At 58.7% G+C, this 20,385-nt stretch carries 18 protein-coding genes; 6 read left to right on the top strand and 12 right to left on the bottom strand.

What is annotated here, in order from left to right:
* Positions 1-63 precede the first annotated feature (63 nt).
* The 7 genes from AC1D1F_RS21055 to AC1D1F_RS21025 all read right to left on the bottom strand — a co-directional run bounded on the left by AC1D1F_RS21055 (position 64) and on the right by AC1D1F_RS21025 (position 10,620).
* Entirely contained in the window at positions 64-1,437 is a 1,374-nt protein-coding gene (locus AC1D1F_RS21055) for a glycosyltransferase (protein WP_477697410.1), read from the bottom strand.
* Positions 1,438-1,442: 5 nt separating this feature from the next.
* Positions 1,443-3,536: a glycoside hydrolase family 99-like domain-containing protein gene (locus AC1D1F_RS21050; RefSeq protein WP_477700824.1), complete on the bottom strand. Its 2,094-nt coding sequence runs from the start codon at positions 3,534-3,536 to the stop codon at positions 1,443-1,445.
* Positions 3,537-3,649: 113 nt separating this feature from the next.
* On the bottom strand, positions 3,650-5,464 hold the full coding sequence (locus AC1D1F_RS21045) for a class I SAM-dependent methyltransferase (protein ID WP_477700823.1): 1,815 nt from the start codon (positions 5,462-5,464) through the stop codon (positions 3,650-3,652).
* A gap of 33 nt (positions 5,465-5,497) precedes the next feature.
* The gene (locus AC1D1F_RS21040) at positions 5,498-7,060 is read right to left on the bottom strand and encodes a hypothetical protein (protein WP_477700822.1); all 1,563 of its coding nucleotides are present in this window, start codon (positions 7,058-7,060) and stop codon (positions 5,498-5,500) included.
* 123 nt (positions 7,061-7,183) lie between these two features.
* Positions 7,184-8,437, bottom strand: a complete 1,254-nt coding sequence (locus tag AC1D1F_RS21035) for an ABC transporter ATP-binding protein (protein ID WP_477697339.1) — start codon at positions 8,435-8,437, stop codon at positions 7,184-7,186.
* A complete protein-coding gene (locus AC1D1F_RS21030; RefSeq protein WP_477679238.1) occupies positions 8,427-9,236 on the bottom strand; it encodes an ABC transporter permease in 810 nt (269 codons plus the stop codon). Before AC1D1F_RS21030 ends, AC1D1F_RS21035 begins: the two co-directional genes overlap by 11 nt.
* A 103-nt stretch (positions 9,237-9,339) precedes the next feature.
* Positions 9,340-10,620 (bottom strand): nucleotide sugar dehydrogenase, encoded by a 1,281-nt coding sequence (locus AC1D1F_RS21025; protein WP_477700821.1) that lies wholly within the window; start codon positions 10,618-10,620, stop codon positions 9,340-9,342.
* Positions 10,621-10,886: 266 nt separating this feature from the next.
* Here AC1D1F_RS21025 and AC1D1F_RS21020 point away from each other — a divergent pair, with 266 nt between their 5' ends.
* Positions 10,887-12,404: a PglL family O-oligosaccharyltransferase gene (locus AC1D1F_RS21020; protein WP_477679039.1), complete on the top strand. Its 1,518-nt coding sequence runs from the start codon at positions 10,887-10,889 to the stop codon at positions 12,402-12,404.
* A 6-nt stretch (positions 12,405-12,410) separates the two neighbouring features.
* Here the strand turns inward: AC1D1F_RS21020 and moaC are convergent, their stop codons facing one another.
* A complete protein-coding gene (gene moaC / locus AC1D1F_RS21015) occupies positions 12,411-12,896 on the bottom strand; it encodes a cyclic pyranopterin monophosphate synthase MoaC (RefSeq protein ID WP_477679038.1) in 486 nt (161 codons plus the stop codon).
* Between the two features lie 41 nt (positions 12,897-12,937).
* Here moaC and tfpZ point away from each other — a divergent pair, with 41 nt between their 5' ends.
* Positions 12,938-13,717 (top strand): TfpX/TfpZ family type IV pilin accessory protein, encoded by a 780-nt coding sequence (gene tfpZ, locus AC1D1F_RS21010; protein ID WP_477700820.1) that lies wholly within the window; start codon positions 12,938-12,940, stop codon positions 13,715-13,717.
* A gap of 28 nt (positions 13,718-13,745) precedes the next feature.
* Positions 13,746-15,332, top strand: coding sequence for a M48 family metalloprotease (locus tag AC1D1F_RS21005; protein ID WP_477696611.1), 1,587 nt, complete (start codon positions 13,746-13,748; stop codon positions 15,330-15,332).
* Here the strand turns inward: AC1D1F_RS21005 and AC1D1F_RS21000 are convergent.
* The 3 genes from AC1D1F_RS21000 to AC1D1F_RS20990 form a co-directional block, all read right to left on the bottom strand.
* On the bottom strand, positions 15,288-15,644 hold the full coding sequence (locus AC1D1F_RS21000) for a phage holin family protein (protein ID WP_477677929.1): 357 nt from the start codon (positions 15,642-15,644) through the stop codon (positions 15,288-15,290). The genes AC1D1F_RS21005 and AC1D1F_RS21000 overlap by 45 nt on opposite strands.
* 75 nt (positions 15,645-15,719) lie before the next feature.
* Entirely contained in the window at positions 15,720-16,169 is a 450-nt protein-coding gene (locus AC1D1F_RS20995; RefSeq protein ID WP_477677930.1) for a hypothetical protein, read from the bottom strand.
* 58 nt (positions 16,170-16,227) lie between these two features.
* Positions 16,228-16,956 carry a TerC family protein gene (locus AC1D1F_RS20990; RefSeq protein ID WP_477677931.1) on the bottom strand — a complete coding sequence of 243 codons (729 nt, stop codon included), beginning with the start codon at positions 16,954-16,956 and terminating at the stop codon, positions 16,228-16,230.
* A gap of 470 nt (positions 16,957-17,426) precedes the next feature.
* On the opposite strand from AC1D1F_RS20990, the gene AC1D1F_RS20985 reads away from it, so the two are divergent.
* Together AC1D1F_RS20985 and AC1D1F_RS20980 are read left to right on the top strand one after the other, a co-directional pair.
* Positions 17,427-17,864, top strand: a complete 438-nt coding sequence (locus AC1D1F_RS20985) for a DUF3717 domain-containing protein (protein ID WP_477677932.1) — start codon at positions 17,427-17,429, stop codon at positions 17,862-17,864.
* 55 nt (positions 17,865-17,919) lie between these two features.
* Positions 17,920-18,240: a DUF2007 domain-containing protein gene (locus AC1D1F_RS20980; protein ID WP_477677933.1), complete on the top strand. Its 321-nt coding sequence runs from the start codon at positions 17,920-17,922 to the stop codon at positions 18,238-18,240.
* Here AC1D1F_RS20980 and purB read toward each other — a convergent pair.
* Positions 18,237-19,628 (bottom strand): adenylosuccinate lyase, encoded by a 1,392-nt coding sequence (gene purB, locus AC1D1F_RS20975; RefSeq protein WP_477696610.1) that lies wholly within the window; start codon positions 19,626-19,628, stop codon positions 18,237-18,239. The two genes, AC1D1F_RS20980 and purB, sit on opposite strands and share 4 nt — an antisense overlap.
* Positions 19,629-19,762: 134 nt before the next feature.
* On the opposite strand from purB, the gene AC1D1F_RS20970 reads away from it, so the two are divergent.
* Positions 19,763-20,380: a glutathione S-transferase N-terminal domain-containing protein gene (locus tag AC1D1F_RS20970; protein ID WP_477677935.1), complete on the top strand. Its 618-nt coding sequence runs from the start codon at positions 19,763-19,765 to the stop codon at positions 20,378-20,380.
* The last annotated feature ends 5 nt before the right edge of the window (positions 20,381-20,385 follow it).

Raw genomic sequence — 20,385 nt, 5'->3', positions numbered from 1 at the left:
GCCGTTCAAAGCTTCCCGGCAAGAGTGAGAAAATTTCTCAGATCACACTCTCTTGAATTCGGCTCAGATTTTTTCCGCGCTGATTTTATTAAGTCTGTCCCGCATACGCATACCTGCCGCATGCGCACTGTGCGTCGCGCGAATGCTTTCCGCCGCGCGTCCCCCAATAGATTGGCATAGTTGCCGATCCTGATGGAGACGGTGCATCCATTGGGCTGCATGTTGAATATCCGGTTCGGCCCAAAATTGACCCTTCCAAAAAGGGTACTCACCTTTCCGGACTGGCACAAAGTGGTAATCAACCAAACAACTATTAAAGTAGTTCGTGAAATCCATGTTGCCAGAGTATCCCGTCGCTATCGTCGGCTTGCCGTAATACATTGCCTCCGCAATTCCGCGGCCAAAACCCTCGGATCGATGTAGTGAAACAAAGACATCACAGCCACAAATCAGTCCCTTGATTTCACGGTCGCTAAGTACCTTGTCAATAAAAATGATGCGCGTATCCTGGTTGCGTACGCTGTCTATGAAGGTTCGGTATTCATGGGGGCATTTGTCCATGCCGTTCATTTTCACAACCAAGGCTACAGAACGATCGGCGCTGTTTTTGAAGGCGAGGTTGAAAGCATCAATGACCGCCCTCGGGTTCTTTCGTGCTACATGCGATGTAAAGTCGAAAAAAAATAGAAAAGTAAACGCATCCTTCGGAACCCCCAGTGCTTGTGCAACCGCAGGGTCGGCAGCTCCCGGCTCTACCACCTGTGGCATCCAGATGACGGGTACCGGGGATTTTCTTGCAATTGCCTCCTGTACGAAGCGGGATTGAGCCCAGATTTCTTGTACATAGCGGAAATTACCGACCCACCTATCGGGAAACTCTGAGAGTTCCCACATCCAACATGCTATGTTGTAGGACTTGTCGAATACCTCAGAACCGAGATAGCTGAGCGCCATGTCCATCTCATTGGCATTGAGGCAAAACAGATTCGTGCCGTGTTTTTTATTTAGGGCGGCAGCTTGCTCGTGATATGAAAAATCTTGTAGCAAGGCATTGGTCTTTGAGTGAGGCCCGAACGCATTGCATATCTTGAATGGAATATCCGACGAGCCAAGAGCCAGCGAAATAGCGCGAAGATTCTCGCCAACGCCCAGAATAGCATGGGGATGCCCGATCAGCAGCACGCCCGGGGCTGTGATTTCCTCAGGTGCGGTGTCCGCTCGCTTTTCTCCAGTCTTTCCGGGATGCGTATTTTCGTCGGTTGCAGATCTGGGGCCCCGTGCCGTCAAACGGAGCAGCCTTTTTTGAATTCCAGCCCAGCCCTCCGCGCGCTGTATTGCCGCTAACCTGAGGGCAAGAGCGCGTAAACCACCAAATCGCTGCCATTCGGAGGACAGTCGTATTGACAGTGATCGCAGCCATAACGTGAAGGTCTTCATCGGCCTCATCGGTTATGTCTTTGCATGACCGTACGCGTGGCTTCTAAATAGGCACGTCCATTTTTTCTATCCGGCTCAAGGTGATTTCCCTCGGCCCATTCATTCCATGCATTGATGAATAAGAGGCGTTCATCGCCTACATGCATGCGTGCAGTCCACTCGGCGGCGGTTTCAAGCCACTGAGCATATGCTTGCGGGCTGCTTCCCAGAAAAATGTGTCCAGAGTCCTGTCGTCTGGCGGTGTTGTCCCAGGAAGGCATCACCCCTCTGAAGAACATGTATGGAGGGCATTTCGCATGCATGAACTTCTTCATTGTGGCAATGTAGTCGTAACATAGTCCACGGAACTTCACGTTCAGAAGTTGACGGGGAGGCGAGTTAATCACTCCCCTGCCCGACGGTGGAAACTCAATTGCAGCATCGAAACCTATCATTCCTGGGTCCGCGTTAAGGGCCGGGTTTGCGCTGTTATGGACGCATGCCAAATAGATTTCACCGATCCCGGCTACCCGGCATTGATCTCGCCATGCGAGCACGGTCCGGGCGGCGTCGGGAAGTAAGGCGACTTTGTACACCAGGATTAAGGGTTTTCCATCGATCCGGATATAACGACTGTCCCTCAGCGCCGGGAATAAACTCTGAATAAAGGCAATGTCATCTTCCAGGCTGTGATTTTGGGCGATCAAAACATGACTGTCTTGTCCATCCCAAGTGCGCGTCCAGTTTTCGTTGGCCCAGCAAAGACAGAACGGAAAATCCGGTTGACCTGTAGCCAGAATTTCGTCCAATGGACGACTTAATAAACGTTTTCCATTGAACCAATAGTAGTAATAACAGAATCCGGAGACGCCATATTCCCCGGCCAGGCTGGCCTGCTGCTCTCTTACCTCCGGGATGCGTAAATCATAGAACCCAAGTTCACTGGGTATATGAGGCTGGTAGTGGCCGGCGAAATTGGGTTGTGCCTTTGTCACATTCGTCCACTCAGTGAAGCCTTTGCCCCACCATTCGTCATTTTCCGGTGTGGGATGGTATTGGGGTAGGTAGAAGGCGATCGAGCGAATACGTCGGCTCAAGGTAATTTCGTGATCCCACTTGTTCAGAAATGTCTTGGCGTTTCGTGCGACAAGGGTTTTCTTGAGATCTGAATTACTGTTCACCGAGGCACTCAAATGATGCACCACCTCCGATTGCGGCTCGTAATAAACACGGTATCCCGCCCGCCTGGCCGAATAGGCCAAGTCTGCATCTTCAAAATATGCCGGAGCATATCGGGTATCCAGTCCACCCACCGCGGTCAGCAGGTCCCGCCTGGCCATCAAGCTGGCACCAGAGCAGTACTCAACCTCGCGTGCAAACTGGTAGCTGGGGTCGGAGGTGGCACATCCCAGGCCAATTAACTCCCCAATCAATTCGCCCTGGTCGTTATCAACTGGTTTGATGAGTCTGGCACCAGCCTCCTGCAGTCGGCCATCGGGGAAAAGCAACATGGAGCCGACAACGCCGATATTGGGCATCGCATCCAGCCTTGCCACCAGAGGGTCAAGCCACTCCTTCTGAACCTGGGTATCGTTGTTTAGAAAATAAACATACTCCCCGCGGGCGAGCCGAAGCGCGGAGTTGCAGGAATGCAGATAGCCGAGATTTGACGGATTTCGCAAATACTGCAATCCAGCAATGGAGGAAAGCACGGCCGGTGTTTCATCCGTGGACGCATCATCGACCAGCAACAACTCAAACGATGTCCCCTGAGGGTGGCGGTTGATTGCCGCCAGGCATTCGATCGTCAGTATGAATTGGTTGAAGACCGGGACGACGATGGAGACGCGAGGGTTGGCGTGGTTTTGAAAAACCAGTGCCGACGCCAGGCTTGCTGCCTCCGCAGCACTAAATCTCTGGACGTCCACGCTCCTGGCACGCTCGGTGCTGCGTCCGGCCTGCGAGGGAAAACCAAGCAGCCGATTGAGCTTCACAAGAAACCCGCCAAGCCCCTCTTGTCTGATAACCGATAGTGCAGTTTGAAGCAAGGGAACCCATCCACCCGAAACGGCAGCGTGAGATGGAGCCTTAAGAATCAACCGCAAAAGTTTTTTAAGCATGAAATTCTCTTGTGGTCGCTTTTGTCTATTTGGCGTCACCTACCATCCTGACATTCATGAGGCGGTGAAAGGGTTAGTTGGCTTCTAGAGTAAGAGTGGATACCTATCTGCGGTCAATTGGGAGGTTGTTTATAGCGAGATTTTTTCCCTCGATCTTTGACAATCCATCGACTTAGGTTCCATGCCGCTCGAAACGGGCCGGTGAAACGCCAAGAACGAGTGGCCTTTACGCGTGCAAGTTCCTGGCGCTCCCGTATGAGCTCCTGGCGCAGTAGTGTGGGTGCCTGTGACAAACGGCGGAAAAGCTGCATTTCTTGGTCCAGCATCTGGATCAAGCTGTGAGCATTTTTTTGTGCCCCATTGCAGTATTCATGAAATTTAACCTCCATCGCCGATGCCGCGATGTAGTCGGCATCAGTAAAAATCACTCCGGCACGGGAGGCGATAGCTTCAATGAAGAGTCGATAACTCATGCCGGATAAAACGGAGTTTTCGAGGCAACTCTGGATGGCAATCATTGTTCCGCGGACTAGCACCCATGCGAGTGGCACGGGCTCAATGCAGATCCATTCCCTATCAATGAAGTGCAACTCCCCATTCTCTTCAATGATCAAATTGGCGGGTATGCAGTCCACGAAGTGAGCGGGCAAGCGAGCATCCTTCGCTGTATCCTCGATTTGATGACGCCGGAGAAAAGCAATCCAGGGCAGGAAGGGCGCAATCAAATCGTCCAGATTGGCTGGTTCTCGGGCAAAGACGCGCCTTATGTCACCTTCGAGAAGGTGACCCTGTAGATAGGTACTGTCGACGCGACTTTGGAAAAAATAACCGGCAGGGGCTGCAGCTTTGGGATGAATGGGGCGTTTTGTTACTACGAGGCGCTCTTCGTCGTTCGGCGCAATGGTGGTTTCCGTCAAAAAGGCGGGATGTCGCTGAGAGCGACCATATGCCTTTGCCAGCCAATTCACAGGTGACGGAGCGGATTTCCGGGCGCAGATCAGAAATGAATTAGCGAGCTCTCCCGTAAGACCGTTGGCGGCAATACTCTGCCAAGCCAACCCCTCATCGAAGGCGCGTTGATGCGTTTCCTGGTAACCCCATCCGGAATGGGGGAGAAGAAGATCGGCAAGACGTAGTCGCGCATCCACATTGCCCGCATCGCTCAGGATCAAACCCGGGAGCTTGTAGTCGGGAAATGGGTAGAAAAATTCCTGGGCCGGCAAACCAGATTGCCTCAACTTTTTAGCCAGCGCATGACGACCAAATGTCACTGGGTCGCCCTTTCCGTAAAGGCCGTTGATGCCGAAATAAGGCGTACCTAGGTGGTCCTCGCTGCAGCCGTTGAAGTATTTGAGGCCAAGCTGATTCTCGATCGCCAGAATGAGAGCACCATCTTCCTTCAGGAAGGACTGAGCATGCTTCAGGCAGGCCTCGACCGGATCGTCCGAGTTGATGAATTTTGTGGCGTATTCAAGCACGCCAATGAGCGTGACATAGTCGAATTTGTCGGCCGACTCGAAATCTGTGATGTTGTCACGGTAAATTGATACATCAGGTAAATCCCGGCACCGTTCTGCCGCGATAGCCGCTCGGCGTTGGCTGCCTTCCACGGCAAGGACTGTTGCGCCCGTCTCCCCCAGATAACGGGTCATGCTGCCGCAACCACAACCAAGCTCAAGCACCCGTTGTCCCAGACCGATGGCAAAAGGGCGCAAAAGATTGTGGCGTACGGGGGAAAAATGGTACTCGGAGGGCCAGTCCTTGATTGCGGATGCAATTTCAGAGGAGATTACGCTCACGTCCCTCGCAAGTTTGACGACGGAAAAAAGGTAATTTTCAATCTCATCACCGTCTGAGTAAGGAATCGCGACCGATGCCTGATCTGACCAGATTCCTTGTGTTGGATCGAACCGATATTGCTTTGTCATATCACTTGGATGTTTGGTTTCTAGGTAGATTTGTCATTGCGCCGCCTTTTTTTCTTTGAAGATTCGGTAGGCTGGGTTGGGCGAATCGGGAAGAGGCTCAAAGGTGTCCAAAATATACCGATGAATTAGCGGGTGCGTATTCCGGAAGCGCAATTCATCACGACCATCTAGCGGCAGATCAAAAACAAGCACAAATCCAGGCATTGCTGACTTTATTCGCTCGATCTCTGCGCGCTCAAATTCTTGAGATCGAGGAAAAAGCGCATAAATTTCCCACACCGGAGACTTGCGCTCGAGCAGAGAATACGCGCCCGGCCAGACGGGAGTGGCAATGAAGTTTCCTCCATTCTTGGCATATCGGTCGGCTAGACTGCGCAACAACGCAACATCGCTTGCCGTGCCGGAGTCCATCAGCAGATCGCTACCCGAAATTTCCATACTCACACATCGCTTGCCAGCGTGACATTGCCATCCAGGGTGAAATATGTGCATCACCCAAAAGCTTGCGGCACAGAGCACGAGTGCGGCCGGCCACTTGACGATTGCAGTTTGCCCGGCCAGGATTGCAAGGCAACCGATCAACAGGGGAAAAATGCCTAGGGCCAGGTGTCCAACGTCAGCTCGGGAATACGCATAGTGCGCATAGGGGAGCGCTAACATCGACGCCGCAACCAACACGGCAGGTACGGGTCTGTTCTGAAGTTTTTGTCGGACCACCCACAGAATGGATAGCAGGCCGAAAACAATTGTTCCGAGGAAAAACAGGCCGATCAACACCCCACGGGTTGCATCACCAACAGTTGCCGATGCAAGGTCCACTCGCCATGGCCACGGTATCGGAAGGGGAAGGTTAGTGGCATTAACTTCAAATAAAAAGAGAATGCTTTTCCAAAAAGCGAGGGCGAAGCCAGGCACCAGCAATGTCATCAAAAGTACGGGTGTAAAACCAGCCACGACGCCTGCCAGCCAATACGCAAAGTCCTTGAGTATTTCTGGATAATCGGTGCGCTTGATGCTCACCCAGGCAAGAATCCCAATGCTGCCCACAACCCCGTACATTCCGTGATTGCGGCCAAAAACGGCGGCAAGGCCAATGCAGATGCCGGTGAAAAAATAGCGTTTGCGGCTTGGATTCTGGACAAGAAAAGCCAATGCGCCAATCAATGAGATTGACAGCGAAATATCGAAAAGTTTGTGGCGAGGAAACATCCATACCACCAACACGGCAGCTGATAGCAGCAAGTAGAGGCCTGCCTGCTTGCCTGCTGCTTTGGCGGTTCGAGATATCAAAAACAAGCCGACAAATAATCCTATCGCCTGGAAGATGGCCGTCGCACCCCGCAAGGCCATAATGCCATTGTCACCCCAGGTCCGCATGAGTGCCGCAGACCAGTAATACCGGCCTGGATCGTAAGCTGAGAAATCACGGATAGGCACTTCACCCTGCATGACTCTTTGCACTCCGTACCAGAGATAACCTTCATCCCACAAGCTGAACCCCGCCCTGCCTTGCCAAAAGAAAAGGGAAAGAACGACAGAGATGGCCAGAACTGATACTCGGAGGGTGCTTCTATTGCCGGCGGAAACTGGGTGCATTGAGTAGCCCGTGAAATGGTCGGGGAATATTTTCCATCTAAGTCGTACACGATCACATAGTGCTTCTGCCGAAAATCAACATCGGCCCCCTTCCTTCGCTAATTTGGTTATGCCGTCGGAGAGTCAATCCAAAATGTAAAAAGAGGGCCGCATCGCAATGCTGCCTGACGACGTAATTGGATGAGCGATTCGCAGAATGATTGAGTTATAGCGCCTGTCATGGGGGATGATGCCGCTCTCTGTTTCCCCGGCTACTCCGACGGATATCGAATAGTCACCAGCATCCAGAAACGGGCGGAGGCGGAAACAGGCCTTGATACTGTCGCCGGCCTTCTGCGCTGAGACGAAACATTCGGCGCATGACTGAAGCGAATTGATGCTGAAGAGCTCGGCCCCAGAGTCGGCTTTGATCGTCAGGCCGTAAACAGGTTTATTGACAATGGCGTGAAATTCAACCTCGAACTTCAGCTCTATTTCCAGGCCTGGCGAAAAAGCTTTTGGATTGGTGGCTCCATCTTGGACCAAGCAGACATCTTTGATCGTTGCAGCCCGGTCGCCCCAGCGGGTCTCATTGGCGTTGTACGACGAATGTGACGCGAACGGATCGTCTGAAGGACGCCTGTCTTCAGACGGCCTCTCGACCTCTAACGCATTTTTCGTATATCGAGTCAGTGTCTCGGCGGTCTTGCCATCGGCAAGCAGATTGCCGTCATTCAAAAGTAGAACGCGATCGCAGAAATGACCGACTTGTTCGAGAGCATGACTTACCAAGAGAATTGAGCCGCCATTTTTCTGAATCGACTTGATGCGTTGAAAGCACTTTGCCTGAAATTGGGCATCCCCAACGGCCAGCGCTTCATCAACGACCAGGATTTGCGGCTCCACGTGGACCGCCACCGAAAACGCCAACCTTACAAACATCCCGCTTGAATACGTTCGTACTGGCTGGTCGATGAATTCGCCAATACCTGCGAAGGCAGCGATGTCATCGAAGCGACGCGCCATCTCTGCCTTCGAGATGCCCATCACTGCCCCCTGGAAGTAAACGTTCTCCCTGCCCGTGAACTCCGGATTGAAGCCAGCGCCCAGTTCCAGCAATGCCGAAATCCGCCCATTGATCTGTACCGAACCCGAGGTCGGCTTAAGGATCCCGCAGATCAACTGGAGTAGCGTGCTCTTGCCGGATCCATTGCGGCCGATGATGCCAACAGTCTCGCCTTTTTTGATCTCGAAAGAAACATCGCTCAATGCGGTGAATTCACGATGGAAGCGCATTCGCCCGAGCGTGAATGCCTGTTTGATCCGGTCGCCGGGGTGGCCGAAGATGCGGTAAGTCTTGGTCAGATTCCTGACGGAAATGGCGACGTCAGAGTGCATCGGCAAACTCCTCCCGGCTGTGCTGGAAGAAGGCATAACCGAGCACAGCCACCACCAGGCAGAAAACCAGGGCCAAGCCCCACGTGCCCCAATCAATTGCTTGTCCGGTGACGACGGCGCGAGAGGCCTCGATGACGATTCCCAGTGGGTTGTAGTGATAGGCCGGGCGTAGAACAGCCGGTACCGCGCTCATCGGATAAAACACGGGCGACAGAAACATCAGCATTTGCACAAACACCGGCAGGATCTGGGTCATGTCCTTGATGAACACGCCCCACGCCGCCACAAACCACGAGAGGCCCAAGGCTAGCAGGAGGACGGGAAGCAACAAAATCGGGAACAGCACAACCTGGCCGTGCAGGCCGCCTGCCCAAGCCAGGGCCGCCACCAGTATGAGAAAGTTGAACGCGCCATGGACCAAGGCGGCCCCTAAGGGAACCACGGGCAGGATATGCACGGGAAAGATAATCTTCTTCACAAAACTGGGATAACCGCGTACGGATGCCGGCGCGCGGGACACAGTCTCGGCAAAGACATTAAAAGTAATCAGGCCGCTGTAAAGCAGCAGCCAGAATGGCAGGCCGCTGTCCTGCTGGGGCCAGCGCGTCTGAAAGACCTGGCCGAAGATGAAGGCGAAAATCGCCAGCATCAGCAGCGGGCTGAGGAAAATCCACAACACGCCGAACATCGCGCCCCTGTAGCGCAGCAGCACGTCCCTCTTGATGAGCTGGCCGAGCAGGTAGCGGTGGCGCCAGATATCGGCAACGATCCGCACCGGGTTCACGACGACCGTGCTCATGACGGGAAAGCGGATGCGCATGTCCGCAGTGAAAGGCCGGCAGGGCCAGTGCCTGGTGGCGGGTGCTGAGGCAGAGTTTTCATTGTTTTTACTGGACGGTGGCTTAGAGGCGCCAGACCGCGAACCCCGCCGCATTGAGCCTGCCACCATCAAACCGCGCCTTGACATCGATAAAACATCCGCCATGTTTCAGCTTGTCGGCATAGGACGCGTGCGGTTTGGACAGAAATGGTTCGTGAGCCACCGCAACCACCACCGCGTCCGCTTGCGGCAATGAATCCCAGGCAATCAACTCGACGCCATACTCCAGCCGCGCCTCGGCCGCATCGGCGACCGGGTCATGCACGAACACCTCTACGCCGTAGGCGCGCAGTTCGGTGATCAGGTCCCATACCTTGGAATTGCGCAGGTCCGGCACGTCTTCCTTGAAGGTGATCCCCAGCACATTGACCTTGGCGCCTTTGATGTGCCTGTCCGCCTGGATCAGCTGCTTGACGGTCTGCTCCGCAATGAACTTGCCCATGTTGTCGTTGATGCGACGCCCCGCGAGGATCACTTCGGGGTGGTAGCCCAGCATCTCGGCTTTGTACGTCAGGTAGTAGGGGTCGACGCCGATGCAGTGCCCGCCGACCAGGCCTGGGCGGAAAGGCAGAAAGTTCCACTTTGTCCCTGCCGCTTCCAGCACCTCCAGCGTGTCCAGGCCCAGCATGTTGAAGATGACGGCGAGTTCGTTCATCAGGGCGATATTCAGATCCCGCTGCGTGTTCTCGATGACCTTTGCGGCCTCCGCCACCTTGAGTGACGAGACTTTATGCACGCCGGCGCTAACGACTTTTTCATACAGCGCCGCAACACGCTCCAGGGTAGCGGGGCCGTCTCCGGCCACCACCTTGACCGTGTTCGCGAGCGTGTGCTGCCTGTCGCCGGGGTTGATACGTTCCGGGGAGTAACCGACGTGGAAGTCTTGCCGCCATTTGAGGCCCGATATCCGCTCGAGCACAGGAATGCAGATTTCTTCGGTGGCGCCTGGGTAGACGGTGGATTCGTAGATGACCGTTGCGCCCGGTTTGAGTTGCGCGCCGACGGTTTCACTGGCGCGTATAAGGGGCGTGAAATCGGGCTTGCGGGCGGCGTCGATCGGTGTTGGAACCGCGATGATGAAGACGTCGGCGCCTGCCAGCTTGGCGGAGTCGATGGTGAAGGTCAGCTGGGTGGCGGTACGCATGTCCGGCCCGGCGACCGTGCCGCTGGGGTCCAGGTGCTTGTTATAGCTTTCGATTTTTTGCGCAGAAAGATCGTAGCCGATGGTCGGCATCAACCGGCCGAACGCAACGGCCAACGGAAGACCGACGTATCCGAGGCCGATTACTGCGACTACTTCCATGATTCTTGTTTCCCGTTCATACATTGGGCCCCGTCCGCCGGCGGTTTCGGGGCGGAACGGGACGATGCTAACGCATGTAGGAAGAGGGGGGACGGATTGTGTTGTGCCTGGAGCTGGTTGCGCCGCTCGACCAGGTCCGGGGACGTGTGTTTGCTGCCAATGCGCCCTGGATCCTCGCCGGATCAGGTAACCTCGCAGCCATCAGCTTTTGCGGCGCTGCCACCTGACGCGGCATCCGCATGCCGAGCACCTCGACCCCCCCGCTTATGCAATCAATGGTTTTTCCCTTTTTCATAGCCCTGCCCTGGCTCAATCCGCTAGCGCTTGGGCCTTCCCCCGGCGTCGTGCCCTGGCTGGTAACGTTCACCGTAACGGCAGCCCTGGTTTTTTATGCCTCGCTGCGCCCCATGCCGGGCGAACTGCCATTGCATGCCTCTTTTGCCCAGCGTTGGGCGGGGCCGGCGGCGTGGGCCTGGTTGGCGGCTGGCTTGGTCAGCAGCCTGATAGGCTTGGTCCAATACTTCGGTGCCGCGGCCGCGCTGGGAGGCTGGGTGAGCCAAACCATGCCGGGAGAGGCATTTGCCAACCTTCGCCAGCGCAACCAGTTCGCCAGCCTCACCAATATCGCCCTGGCGGCTTTGGTCTGGCTGGGTGCACAGCGCGGTGCTTCCGGGCGGCGGCAGTGGATGGTGCTCACGGCGGCCGCTTTGCTCGCCGTCGGCAACGCCGCGTCTTCTTCCCGCACGGGCCTGTTGCAACTGCTTGTGCTCTGTGTGCTGTTTGGGGTGTGGGGGGCGTGGCGCCAGCCTCGCGTTCTGCGCCTTCTGGCCACGGCGGTGCTGGCCTATGCCTTGGCGACACTGGCGCTGCCCTGGTTGTTGGGATTCGAGCCGGCGGCGCACGGTATGCTGGCCCGGCTGCGTGGCGGCGAACTGGCATGCGCGAACCGCATCGTGTTGTGGTCCAACGTGTTACACCTGATCGCGGAGAAACCATGGCTCGGCTGGGGCTGGGGGCAGTTGGACTATGCGCACTACGCCACCCTGTATGCCGGGCCGCGGTTTTGTGACATTCTGGACAACGCCCATAACCTGCCCCTGCATCTGGCAGTTGAGTTGGGCATCCCGGTGGCGCTGCTGGTTTGCGGCCTTGGGACGTGGTGGGCGGCGCGGCAGCGGCCCTGGCGCGAAACGGATCCCGTGCGCCAGCTGGCCTGGGGCGTGCTGGCGGTGATCCTGCTGCACAGCCTGCTGGAATATCCGCTGTGGTACGGGCCATTTCAGATCGCTTTCGGCCTGTGCGTGGGCCTGTTGTGGCGCACCGGCGATAAAACGCCAGGGATTGGCGCGACCAGGGTGCCGGCGGTGAGGAGGGTGCTGGCCGCAGTCGTGGTGGGGTGTTGCGCCTATGCCGCATGGGATTACCACCGTGTCAGCCAGATCTACATGGCGCCGCAGGACCGCAGCGCGGCCTATCGCGAGGGCACCCTCGCCAAGATCGGGGACTCCTGGCTGTTTCGCAACCAAGTCCGTTTTGCCGAACTGGCGCTGACTCCCCTGACACGGGATAACGCCCGCTGGACTTTCGATACGGCGACGGCTTTGCTGCACTATTCGCCCGAGCCGGTGGTGATTGAAAAAGTGATTGAAAGCGCCGTCATGCTGGGCCTGGACGATGAGGCATTGGCGCACCTGGCGCGCTACCGGGCGGCTTTCCCGAAGGAGCACGCGCGCTGGGCCGCGGCCAAGGCCAGCTTGCCCCCGGGCATCGAACGCTTGCCCTAGGCCGGCTCAGGGGTTGGTGAAACTGCCGGACTTACCGCCGTGCTTTTCGAGCAGCTTTACGTCGGTGATAGTCATCGCGCGATCGGCCGCCTTGCACATGTCGTAAATTGTCAACAGCGCCACCTGCACCGCCGTGAGTGCCTCCATTTCCACCCCCGTCGGGCCGACGGTTTCCACGGTGGCGCGGCAGGCGATGCTGAAATCGCTCTCTTGCGGCAGGAAGTCGATGGCCACGCGGGTCAGTGCCAGCGGGTGGCACAAGGGGATCAGTTCGCTGGTTTTCTTGGCGGCCATGATGCCGGCGACGCGCGCGATACCCAACACGTCCCCCTTTTTGGCGTTACCCTGGAGAATGATGGACAGCGTCGCCGGATTCATTACGATACGGCCCTGCGCAATGGCGACACGGTGTGTAGCCGCCTTGCCCGCCACGTCAACCATATGGGCCTGGCCTTGGCCGTCAAAGTGGGTGAGTACGGGAGGGGAAGCCATGCTTTTACGAAACCTTTACAACGGGCCCTCATCATAAGACCATGTTTGCGAATCAGAGTCCTCTCAAGAGCCGCCTGTTGGCGGCGGGTGTGCATTTTGGTATCAGCGTAGCGATTGCGGCTCTTGCCGCCACCCTGGTTTTTGCGGTCTGGTACCCCTATCCTTATCGGGAAATCTCGGGCGGCCGCGAATTGTTCATGATCGTGGTGGCCGTCGACGTGGTCATGGGGCCCCTGCTGACATTGGCGGTGTTCAACGTTAAAAAGGGCTCCGCGGTACTGCGCCGCGACCTGACGGTGATCGGTTTATTCCAACTCGCCGCGCTGGCCTACGGCTTATGGGCGGTTGCTGTGGTGCGGCCTGTGCACCTGGTGTTTGAAATAGACCGGTTCAGGGTCGTTCATGCCATCGAGGTGCCCAGGGACGAGCTGGCACGGGTGCCGGCAGGGTTGGGCGCGCTACCGCTGAGCGGGCCGACGCTGCTCTCCGTGCGCGAATTCAAGGACGACAAGGAGCGCTCCGACATGACCCTGGCGGCTTTGGCGGGATTGCCGCTGGGCGCGCGTCCCGGGTTCTGGCAGCGTTACGATCAAGGCAAGTCGCAGGTTCTGGCACGTGCCCGGCCGCTGGAGGAGCTTAAAAAACGGTTTCCGGGCCAGGTGGGTGAAATTGACGCCGCACTGAAATCGGCCTCCGGCGGTAGCGGCAAGGCCGGGCCTATAGGCTATATCCCCATGGTGGGGCGGAAAGCATTCTGGACGGTCCTGCTGGACACCAACACCGCAGAGGTCATTGCTTTTGTACCCATTGATTCGTTCTGAACACGGGCGGTCGCCAAGGCAAGGCCGGATGCTGGGCCGGTTGGCGCTGGGTGTTTTCGCATGGGTGGCCTTGGCCAACTTCTCTCTAGCCCAGGCGCCCGCCAGCGCGCCCAGCGTCACGACAGGCTCCCTGCCTTCGCTGGGTGAAACGTCCGAGTTGGCCGCCGCGGCGGAGCGCCGCATCGGCGACCGCATCGCCGCCAGCATTTACCGGGACCCGGACTACATCGACGACCCGGTGCTGGTCGACTACGTGCAAAGCCTCTGGCTGCCGCTGATAGCCGCAGCACGCGCGCGCGGGGAATTGCATGTGGAGCTTGAAGAGCGCTTTGCTTGGCAGGTGTTCCTGATCCGGGACCGGAGCATCAATGCCTTCGCCCTGCCCGGCGGCTATTTCGGCGTGCACCTGGGCCTTGTTGCCGCGGTCGGCAGCGCGGACGAAATGGCCGCCGTGCTCGGCCATGAAATCAGCCATGTCACGCAGCGGCATATTTCGCGCATGCTGACGCAGCAGTCGCGCCAGACGCCGTGGATGATCGCCGCCATGGTCCTGGGCGCGCTGGCGGCCGGGAAAAACGGCGATGCCGCCAGCGCCGCCATCGTGGGCGGCCAGGCGGTCGCGGTGCAAAACCAGCTCAATTTTTCCAGGGACATGGAACGGGAGGCGGACCGTATCGGTTTCGGCGTCATGACCGACGCCGGTTTTGAAAGCCGCGGCGTGACCGCCATGTTCGAAAAGCTGCAGCAGGCCTCACGCCTGAACGATAACGGCTCCTTCCCCTATTTGCGCTCCCACCCGCTGACGACCGAACGGATCGCCGCGGCGCAGGCACGCGTGCAACTGGCCTCCATGGAGGCCGAAAAGCCTTCGCGTGAAAAACTGATCGAGGCCGCAAAGGCCCGTGTGCTGCACGCCATGATGGCCTCGCGCGCGCGCATCCTGGCGGCGCCGGGCGTGGATGCGCTGCGGTCCATGGTGACGGAGGCCCAGCGCCGCACTTCGCCACTGGTCATGCAGGCACCGGCTTCGGTGGAAAACGTGCGCGATGTCGGTGTTGTGTACGCAGGCGCTTATGCGGCGGCGCAGCTGCGCGATTTCGCCGCCTCAAGAACCTTGCTGGCAAAACTGCGGCCGTTCGTCGCGGAGGTGCCGCAGGCGGCGAGTGCGGCGGATTTGCTGGCCGTCGACATCGACTTGTTGGCTGGCGTCGTCCCGGCGACGGCCGCAAGCGTCGATATTTCAAAAGCCACGTCGCGCGCGGAAGTCCTGACCCAGGCCCGTTCGCTGCTGGCGGCGCAGCGGGCCCAGGATGTGTCCGGCCGGTTGCAGACCTGGGTGGCGGCGCATCCCAAGGATGCGACGGCCTGGCAGTTGCTTGCCGTGGCTTATGGCAACCAGAACCAGAATGTGCGGGCAATTCGCGCCGATGCGGAAAGCCGCGCGGCGCAACTGGACTATCCGGCGGCGCTGGACCGCTTCAAGGCAGCGCAGGCCCTGATGCGCAGCAACCCCGGCAGCGCGGATTACGTGGAAGGTTCCATCCTCGACACGCGAACGCGCCAGACGGAATCACTTATCAAGGAACAGGCGCTCCAGGACAAAGTCGATCACTAGCTGCAGCGCTGAATAGATCAGCGAGCCTATCAGCGCGGCGCCAAAGCCCGTGACGTTCATCAGGCTGCTGGTCAGGCCGGCCGCGGCCCAGAACATGAGCGCGTTGACGACGAAGAGGAAAAGCCCCAGCGTCACCAGCGTCACGGGCAGCGTCAGCAGCACGAGGATGGGGCGCACCACCATGTTGAGCGCCCCCAGCACGGCGGCCGCGATCAGCGCGCCCGTGAAGCTGCTCACCATCACGCCCGAATACAGGTACGCGACCGCCAGCAGGGCGGCCGCACTGAAAAGCCATTTGAGGAGGAGTTTCATGGCTGAAGAATACCATCGGGCCGCCCAAATAAAAATGCGCCCCGAGGGCGCATTGGCAAGGAGTGGCGGACCCAATCAGTCCGTCGCCACTAGCAATCCGGCGCTGGCCAGCGCCGTGGCATAGCCCAGCACGCCCTGGCTTTCCTGGGCTTGGGAGGCTGTCACGGGCTGCATGTCCTGGCCGAACTTCGGCCGGCGCGCATCCAGCACGCGCGCGGCGCCGTGCTGCTTGATCAGGAACTCGGTCTGGGTCACCAAGGTGGTTTGCGCCAGCTGGGTCAGCACTGTGTCACCCTCTTTTTCCAGCACCGGCATCAGTTGGGCGAAGACTTTTTCCGCCCACTTGCCGCGCCAGCTTTCGCGCGCGCTGTGCGTCACCCATTTGCTGACGCGGTGCGTCACGCGGGGTGCGCAACCGACCACGATCCAGCGGGTCGGGTTGCGGGGGCCGCCGGCGGGCAGCATGGGTTGCAGCATCTGCAAGGCATATGCGGCGTCGTCAACGTACACGATGATGTTGTCCATGAAGTTCTCCTTGAGTTGTCGTCGTTTTAGAAAGCTTGCGGGTGACGGGTTGCCGGTTTCAATGAGGGATCAGGTCCGCGTCGCGGGTCGAGCGGTTGCGCCGGGTGGCCCACCAGCCCGCACCCAGCACGCCGGCCACCGCCACCGCGTAGGTAATCCACTGGGCGGCCGTGTGCAGGTTTTCGGCCGAAGGCAGCGTATTCGGGCCTCCATAGATCGAGTCCAGTAACTGCTCGCTTACGACCATCTTGGCGGCGGTGAAGGCCAGCACGGCGGCGCCCAGGTTGATGATGATGGGGAAGCGCTCCACCAGCTTGAGGACCATGGTGCTACCGAAGACAACGATGGGGATGCTCACCAGCAGGCCGATGACGACCAGGTCGAAGGAGCCGTGCGCGGCGCCGGCGACGCCCAGCACGTTGTCGATGCCCATCAGGGCGTCGGCTACCACAATGGTTTTCATGGCGCCCCAGAAAGTGCTGGCGACGGGCCCGTCGTGTTCCTTGTCGCCCTGGTCGGCCAATAGCTTGTAGGCGATCCACAGCAGCCCCAGGCCGCCTACCAGCATCAGGCCGGGGATTTTCAGCAGCCACACCACGCCGACGGTCATGGCGGAGCGGACCACAATGGCGCCCACGGTGCCCCAGACGATGGCTTTTTTCTGCAAGTGGGACGGCAGGTTGCGCGCGGCCAGGGCGATCACGATGGCGTTGTCGCCGGCGAGCACCAGGTCAATGAGGATGATCGCCAAAAGGGCGGACCACCAGGGGGCGGTGAATAGTTCCAAGCTCACACTCCATGTCAAGTTTCGACTTGGAAATCCGAATGAACGGATTTCCGGATTCGTGAAACCGGAAAAGGCCTGTGGGTGGTTCGGGTCAGGGGAAACTGGTGCCGCGAACGCCTCGATCAAACCTGTTCAGGTTTCAATCGAAGGTCTGGCTCGACATGCAGTGTCGCTGCATGCCCAACAAGCCGGAAGTGTGAACTTCGTAATGACGACTTGTTGTTAGCGATTTTGCTGTGGTGTCTGTTATCGAATATTGCAGCAAAACGAGGGAGTTACTCCCCTTCGTCTGGATATTTGACAATAAAAATGGATTTTTTGCAAGTCGCCGGCATCTTCCCTGATCGCGGCTAAATCCGCGTCGGGGGAAGCTATTTCCCGTCTGCCCGATAATGAACGGCCCGGCCCTGCGGCTTCGCGCATCCTTCTCTTTTGGCGCGGCCAGCCACCTAATTTGGTACTTTATTCCCATGCCCGGCATCCACATCACCGATATCGAAGCCGCCATCAATTACTGGCGCGACAAAAAACCGTCGCCGGACGGCGTGACGCTGGCGCCTGAACTGCGCGCGCTGGCCGAGGTCTATGCGCTCCTGGTTTTTTACCATGAGGACGAGGCCGACGAAAAAACCTTCCCGCCAAAGGCGCTAGCGGCCTGGCGCGCCTGGTACGACACGACAGCCGACACGCCCTGCATCGCGATCTGTTCGACCAGCCAGGGCGACGCCCTGTGCAAGGGCTGCGGCCGCACTTTCGACGAGGTGCAGCGCTGGCCCGAAATGACGCCCGGTGAAAAGCGCACCACCTGGCGGCGCATCACGCAGGAAGCGACGGCTTGGCGTTTTGGCCGCTATGCGGACCGGGCGCTGGAAGGCAAGGCGCCGGCCTCCTCCGACGAGACGTCCTGAACTTTCAGCTATCAATTTGGTAGCGATCAGCGGCATGCGGGGCTACACTGGCCCTATGCTCAGACTGGCCCGCGCTCCCAATATCGCCATTGCCGCGCTGTGGGTGGGCGCCCTGCAGCAGGCCGGTTTTTCGGCCAGCGTCCAGCGTTACTTCCTGGGCAGCGTGGCCGGCGAACTGCCGCCCGACCAATGCCTCCCCGAAGTCTGGCTCACGCACGACCACGAAGAGATGCAGGCGAAGGAACTGTTGCACAGCTTGCAGAACATGCCGCAGCGGCGCTGGCTGTGCGCCTGCGGCGAGACAGTGGAAGGCGGTTTCGAGCAGTGCTGGCAGTGCGGCGCGGACATGCCGACGCCGCCTGCGGCGTCCGCCTAGACGCGCTTGGCCAACTCGGCCGCCAGGCCGACGTAGCTGCCCGGCGTCATGGCCAGCAAGCGGGTTTTCTCGGCCTCGGGAATCTCCAGCGAGCGGATCAGCGCATGCAGGTCTTCGGCTTTCACGGTTTTGCCGCGCGTGACTTCCTTGAGTTTTTCATACGCGCCCTGCACGCCGTAGCGGCGCATCACGGTCTGTATCGGTTCAGCCAGCACTTCCCAGGAGCTGTTGAGGTCGTCGCTGAGCGCTTCGCGGTTCAGTTCGAGCTTGTTGAGGCCCACGCTCAGCGAGTTGTAGGCCAGCACGGCGTAACCCAGGGCCACGCCCATGTTGCGCAGCACGGTGGAGTCGGTCAGGTCGCGCTGCCAGCGTGAGATCGGCAGCTTCTCGCTCATGTGGCGCAGCAGCGCATTGGCCAATCCCAGGTTGCCTTCGGCATTTTCAAAGTCGATGGGGTTGACTTTGTGCGGCATGGTGGACGAACCGATTTCGCCGTCCTTCAAGCGCTGCTTGAAGTAGCCCACGCTGACGTAGCCCCAGACATCGCGGGCCAGGTCGATCAGGATGGTGTTGGCGCGGGCCACGGCATCGAACAGTTCGGCCATGTAATCGTGCGGCTCGATCTGGATGCTGTAGGGCTGGAAGGTCAGGCCCAGGCCCAGCGGCTCGGGCGTTTCGATCACGCTGCGGCTGAAGGCTTCCCAGTCAAAATCGGGCCAGGCCGAGAGGTGGGCGTTGTAGTTGCCCACGGCGCCGTTCATCTTGCCCATCAGCTTGACGGCGGCGATTTTCTCGCGCGCATTGGCCAGGCGCACCACGACGTTGGCGATTTCCTTGCCGACCGTGGTCGGGCTGGCGGTCTGGCCGTGCGTGCGGCTGAGCATGGGCTCGCCGGCAAACAGGTGGGCCATGTCGCGCAACTGGGCAATCACCTTGTCGAGCGCCGGCAGCACGACCAGGTCGCGGCCGCTTTTGAGCTGCAGCGCGTGGCTGGTGTTGTTGATGTCTTCGCTGGTGCAGGCGAAGTGCACAAATTCGCTGGCGCCCTTGAGCTCGGGCCTGGCCTCGAATTTGGACTTGATCCAGTATTCGACGGCTTTCACATCATGGTTGGTGGTTTTTTCGATGTCCTTGATGGCTGCGGCATCGGCTTCCGAGAAATTCTTGACCAGGCCCAGCAAGTAGGTGCGGGCGCCTGGGCTCAGCGGCTTGAATTCGGCGAATTTGGCGTCGGACAGCGCGATGAACCACGCCACTTCCACCTGGACGCGGCGGTGCATATAGCCCTGCTCGGACATCAGGGGACGTAATTGGGCGAGTTTGCCGGCGTAGCGGCCGTCCAGCGGGGACAGGGCGTTGATGGTGGAAAACGGGGTGGAAGAGCTCATCCTCCAATTGTAGGGCGGGCCCCGGGCCGGCTCGCGGGACTGTCCAGATTTGCGACGTTTGGGGGAACCTGTCAGCCCGGGGCTGGGCTTACTCGATAGAATGCACTTCCCTCGGACCACGATCTCACACCATCATGAAACTCATTGGCTCCGCCACCAGCCCCTATGTGCGCAAAGTGCGCATAGTGATGGCCGAGAAAAAACTCGACTTCCAGTTCATCCTGGAAGATGTCTGGGCGGCGAACACCACCATCACCGCGTCCAATCCCCTGGGCAAGGTGCCTTGCCTGGTCATGGAAGGCGGCGAAGCCGTGTTCGACTCTCGCGTGATCGTCGAATACCTGGACACCTTGTCGCCCGTTGGCAAGCTGATTCCCTCCCAGGGCCGCGAGCGCGCCGAAGTCAAGACCTGGGAAGCCCTGGCTGATGGCCTGATCGACGCCGCCATCCTGGCGCGCCTGGAGGCCACCTGGAGCGGCCGCGGTGCCAAGCAACGCAGCGACGCCTGGATTGACCGGCAAATGGGCAAGATAGACGCCACCCTCAAGGCCATGAGCACCGGCTTGGGCGACAAGGCCTTCTGCAGCGGCATCCATTTCAGCCTCTCGGACGTGGCGGTTGGCTGTGCGCTGGGCTACCTTGATCTGCGTTTCACGCAGGTCAACTGGCGCGAACTCTACCCCAACCTGACCCGCCTGCAGGACAAGCTCATGCAGCGCACCAGCTTCGCGGAAACGATCCCGCCGGGCTGAGTTCC

Source organism: Polaromonas sp. P1_H6 (genome assembly GCF_056405195.1).
Note: the sequence above shows the minus strand (reverse complement) of the source record. Positions and strands in the feature narration are given on the sequence as shown.

Bases quoted from the DNA above. Each gene is read 5' to 3' on its own strand.
- AC1D1F_RS21055 (WP_477697410.1), bottom strand. From the start codon at position 1,437: ATGAAGACCTTCACGTTATGGCTGCGATCACTGTCAATACGACTGTCC.
- AC1D1F_RS21050 (WP_477700824.1), bottom strand. From the start codon at position 3,536: ATGCTTAAAAAACTTTTGCGGTTGATTCTTAAGGCTCCATCTCACGCT.
- AC1D1F_RS21045 (WP_477700823.1), bottom strand. From the start codon at position 5,464: ATGACAAAGCAATATCGGTTCGATCCAACACAAGGAATCTGGTCAGAT.
- AC1D1F_RS21040 (WP_477700822.1), bottom strand. From the start codon at position 7,060: ATGCACCCAGTTTCCGCCGGCAATAGAAGCACCCTCCGAGTATCAGTT.
- AC1D1F_RS21035 (WP_477697339.1), bottom strand. From the start codon at position 8,437: ATGCACTCTGACGTCGCCATTTCCGTCAGGAATCTGACCAAGACTTAC.
- AC1D1F_RS21030 (WP_477679238.1), bottom strand. From the start codon at position 9,236: ATGAGCACGGTCGTCGTGAACCCGGTGCGGATCGTTGCCGATATCTGG.
- AC1D1F_RS21025 (WP_477700821.1), bottom strand. From the start codon at position 10,620: ATGGAAGTAGTCGCAGTAATCGGCCTCGGATACGTCGGTCTTCCGTTG.
- AC1D1F_RS21020 (WP_477679039.1), top strand. From the start codon at position 10,887: ATGCAATCAATGGTTTTTCCCTTTTTCATAGCCCTGCCCTGGCTCAAT.
- moaC (WP_477679038.1), bottom strand. From the start codon at position 12,896: ATGGCTTCCCCTCCCGTACTCACCCACTTTGACGGCCAAGGCCAGGCC.
- tfpZ (WP_477700820.1), top strand. From the start codon at position 12,938: ATGTTTGCGAATCAGAGTCCTCTCAAGAGCCGCCTGTTGGCGGCGGGT.
- AC1D1F_RS21005 (WP_477696611.1), top strand. From the start codon at position 13,746: ATGCTGGGCCGGTTGGCGCTGGGTGTTTTCGCATGGGTGGCCTTGGCC.
- AC1D1F_RS21000 (WP_477677929.1), bottom strand. From the start codon at position 15,644: ATGAAACTCCTCCTCAAATGGCTTTTCAGTGCGGCCGCCCTGCTGGCG.
- AC1D1F_RS20995 (WP_477677930.1), bottom strand. From the start codon at position 16,169: ATGGACAACATCATCGTGTACGTTGACGACGCCGCATATGCCTTGCAG.
- AC1D1F_RS20985 (WP_477677932.1), top strand. From the start codon at position 17,427: ATGCCCGGCATCCACATCACCGATATCGAAGCCGCCATCAATTACTGG.
- AC1D1F_RS20980 (WP_477677933.1), top strand. From the start codon at position 17,920: ATGCTCAGACTGGCCCGCGCTCCCAATATCGCCATTGCCGCGCTGTGG.
- purB (WP_477696610.1), bottom strand. From the start codon at position 19,628: ATGAGCTCTTCCACCCCGTTTTCCACCATCAACGCCCTGTCCCCGCTG.
- AC1D1F_RS20970 (WP_477677935.1), top strand. From the start codon at position 19,763: ATGAAACTCATTGGCTCCGCCACCAGCCCCTATGTGCGCAAAGTGCGC.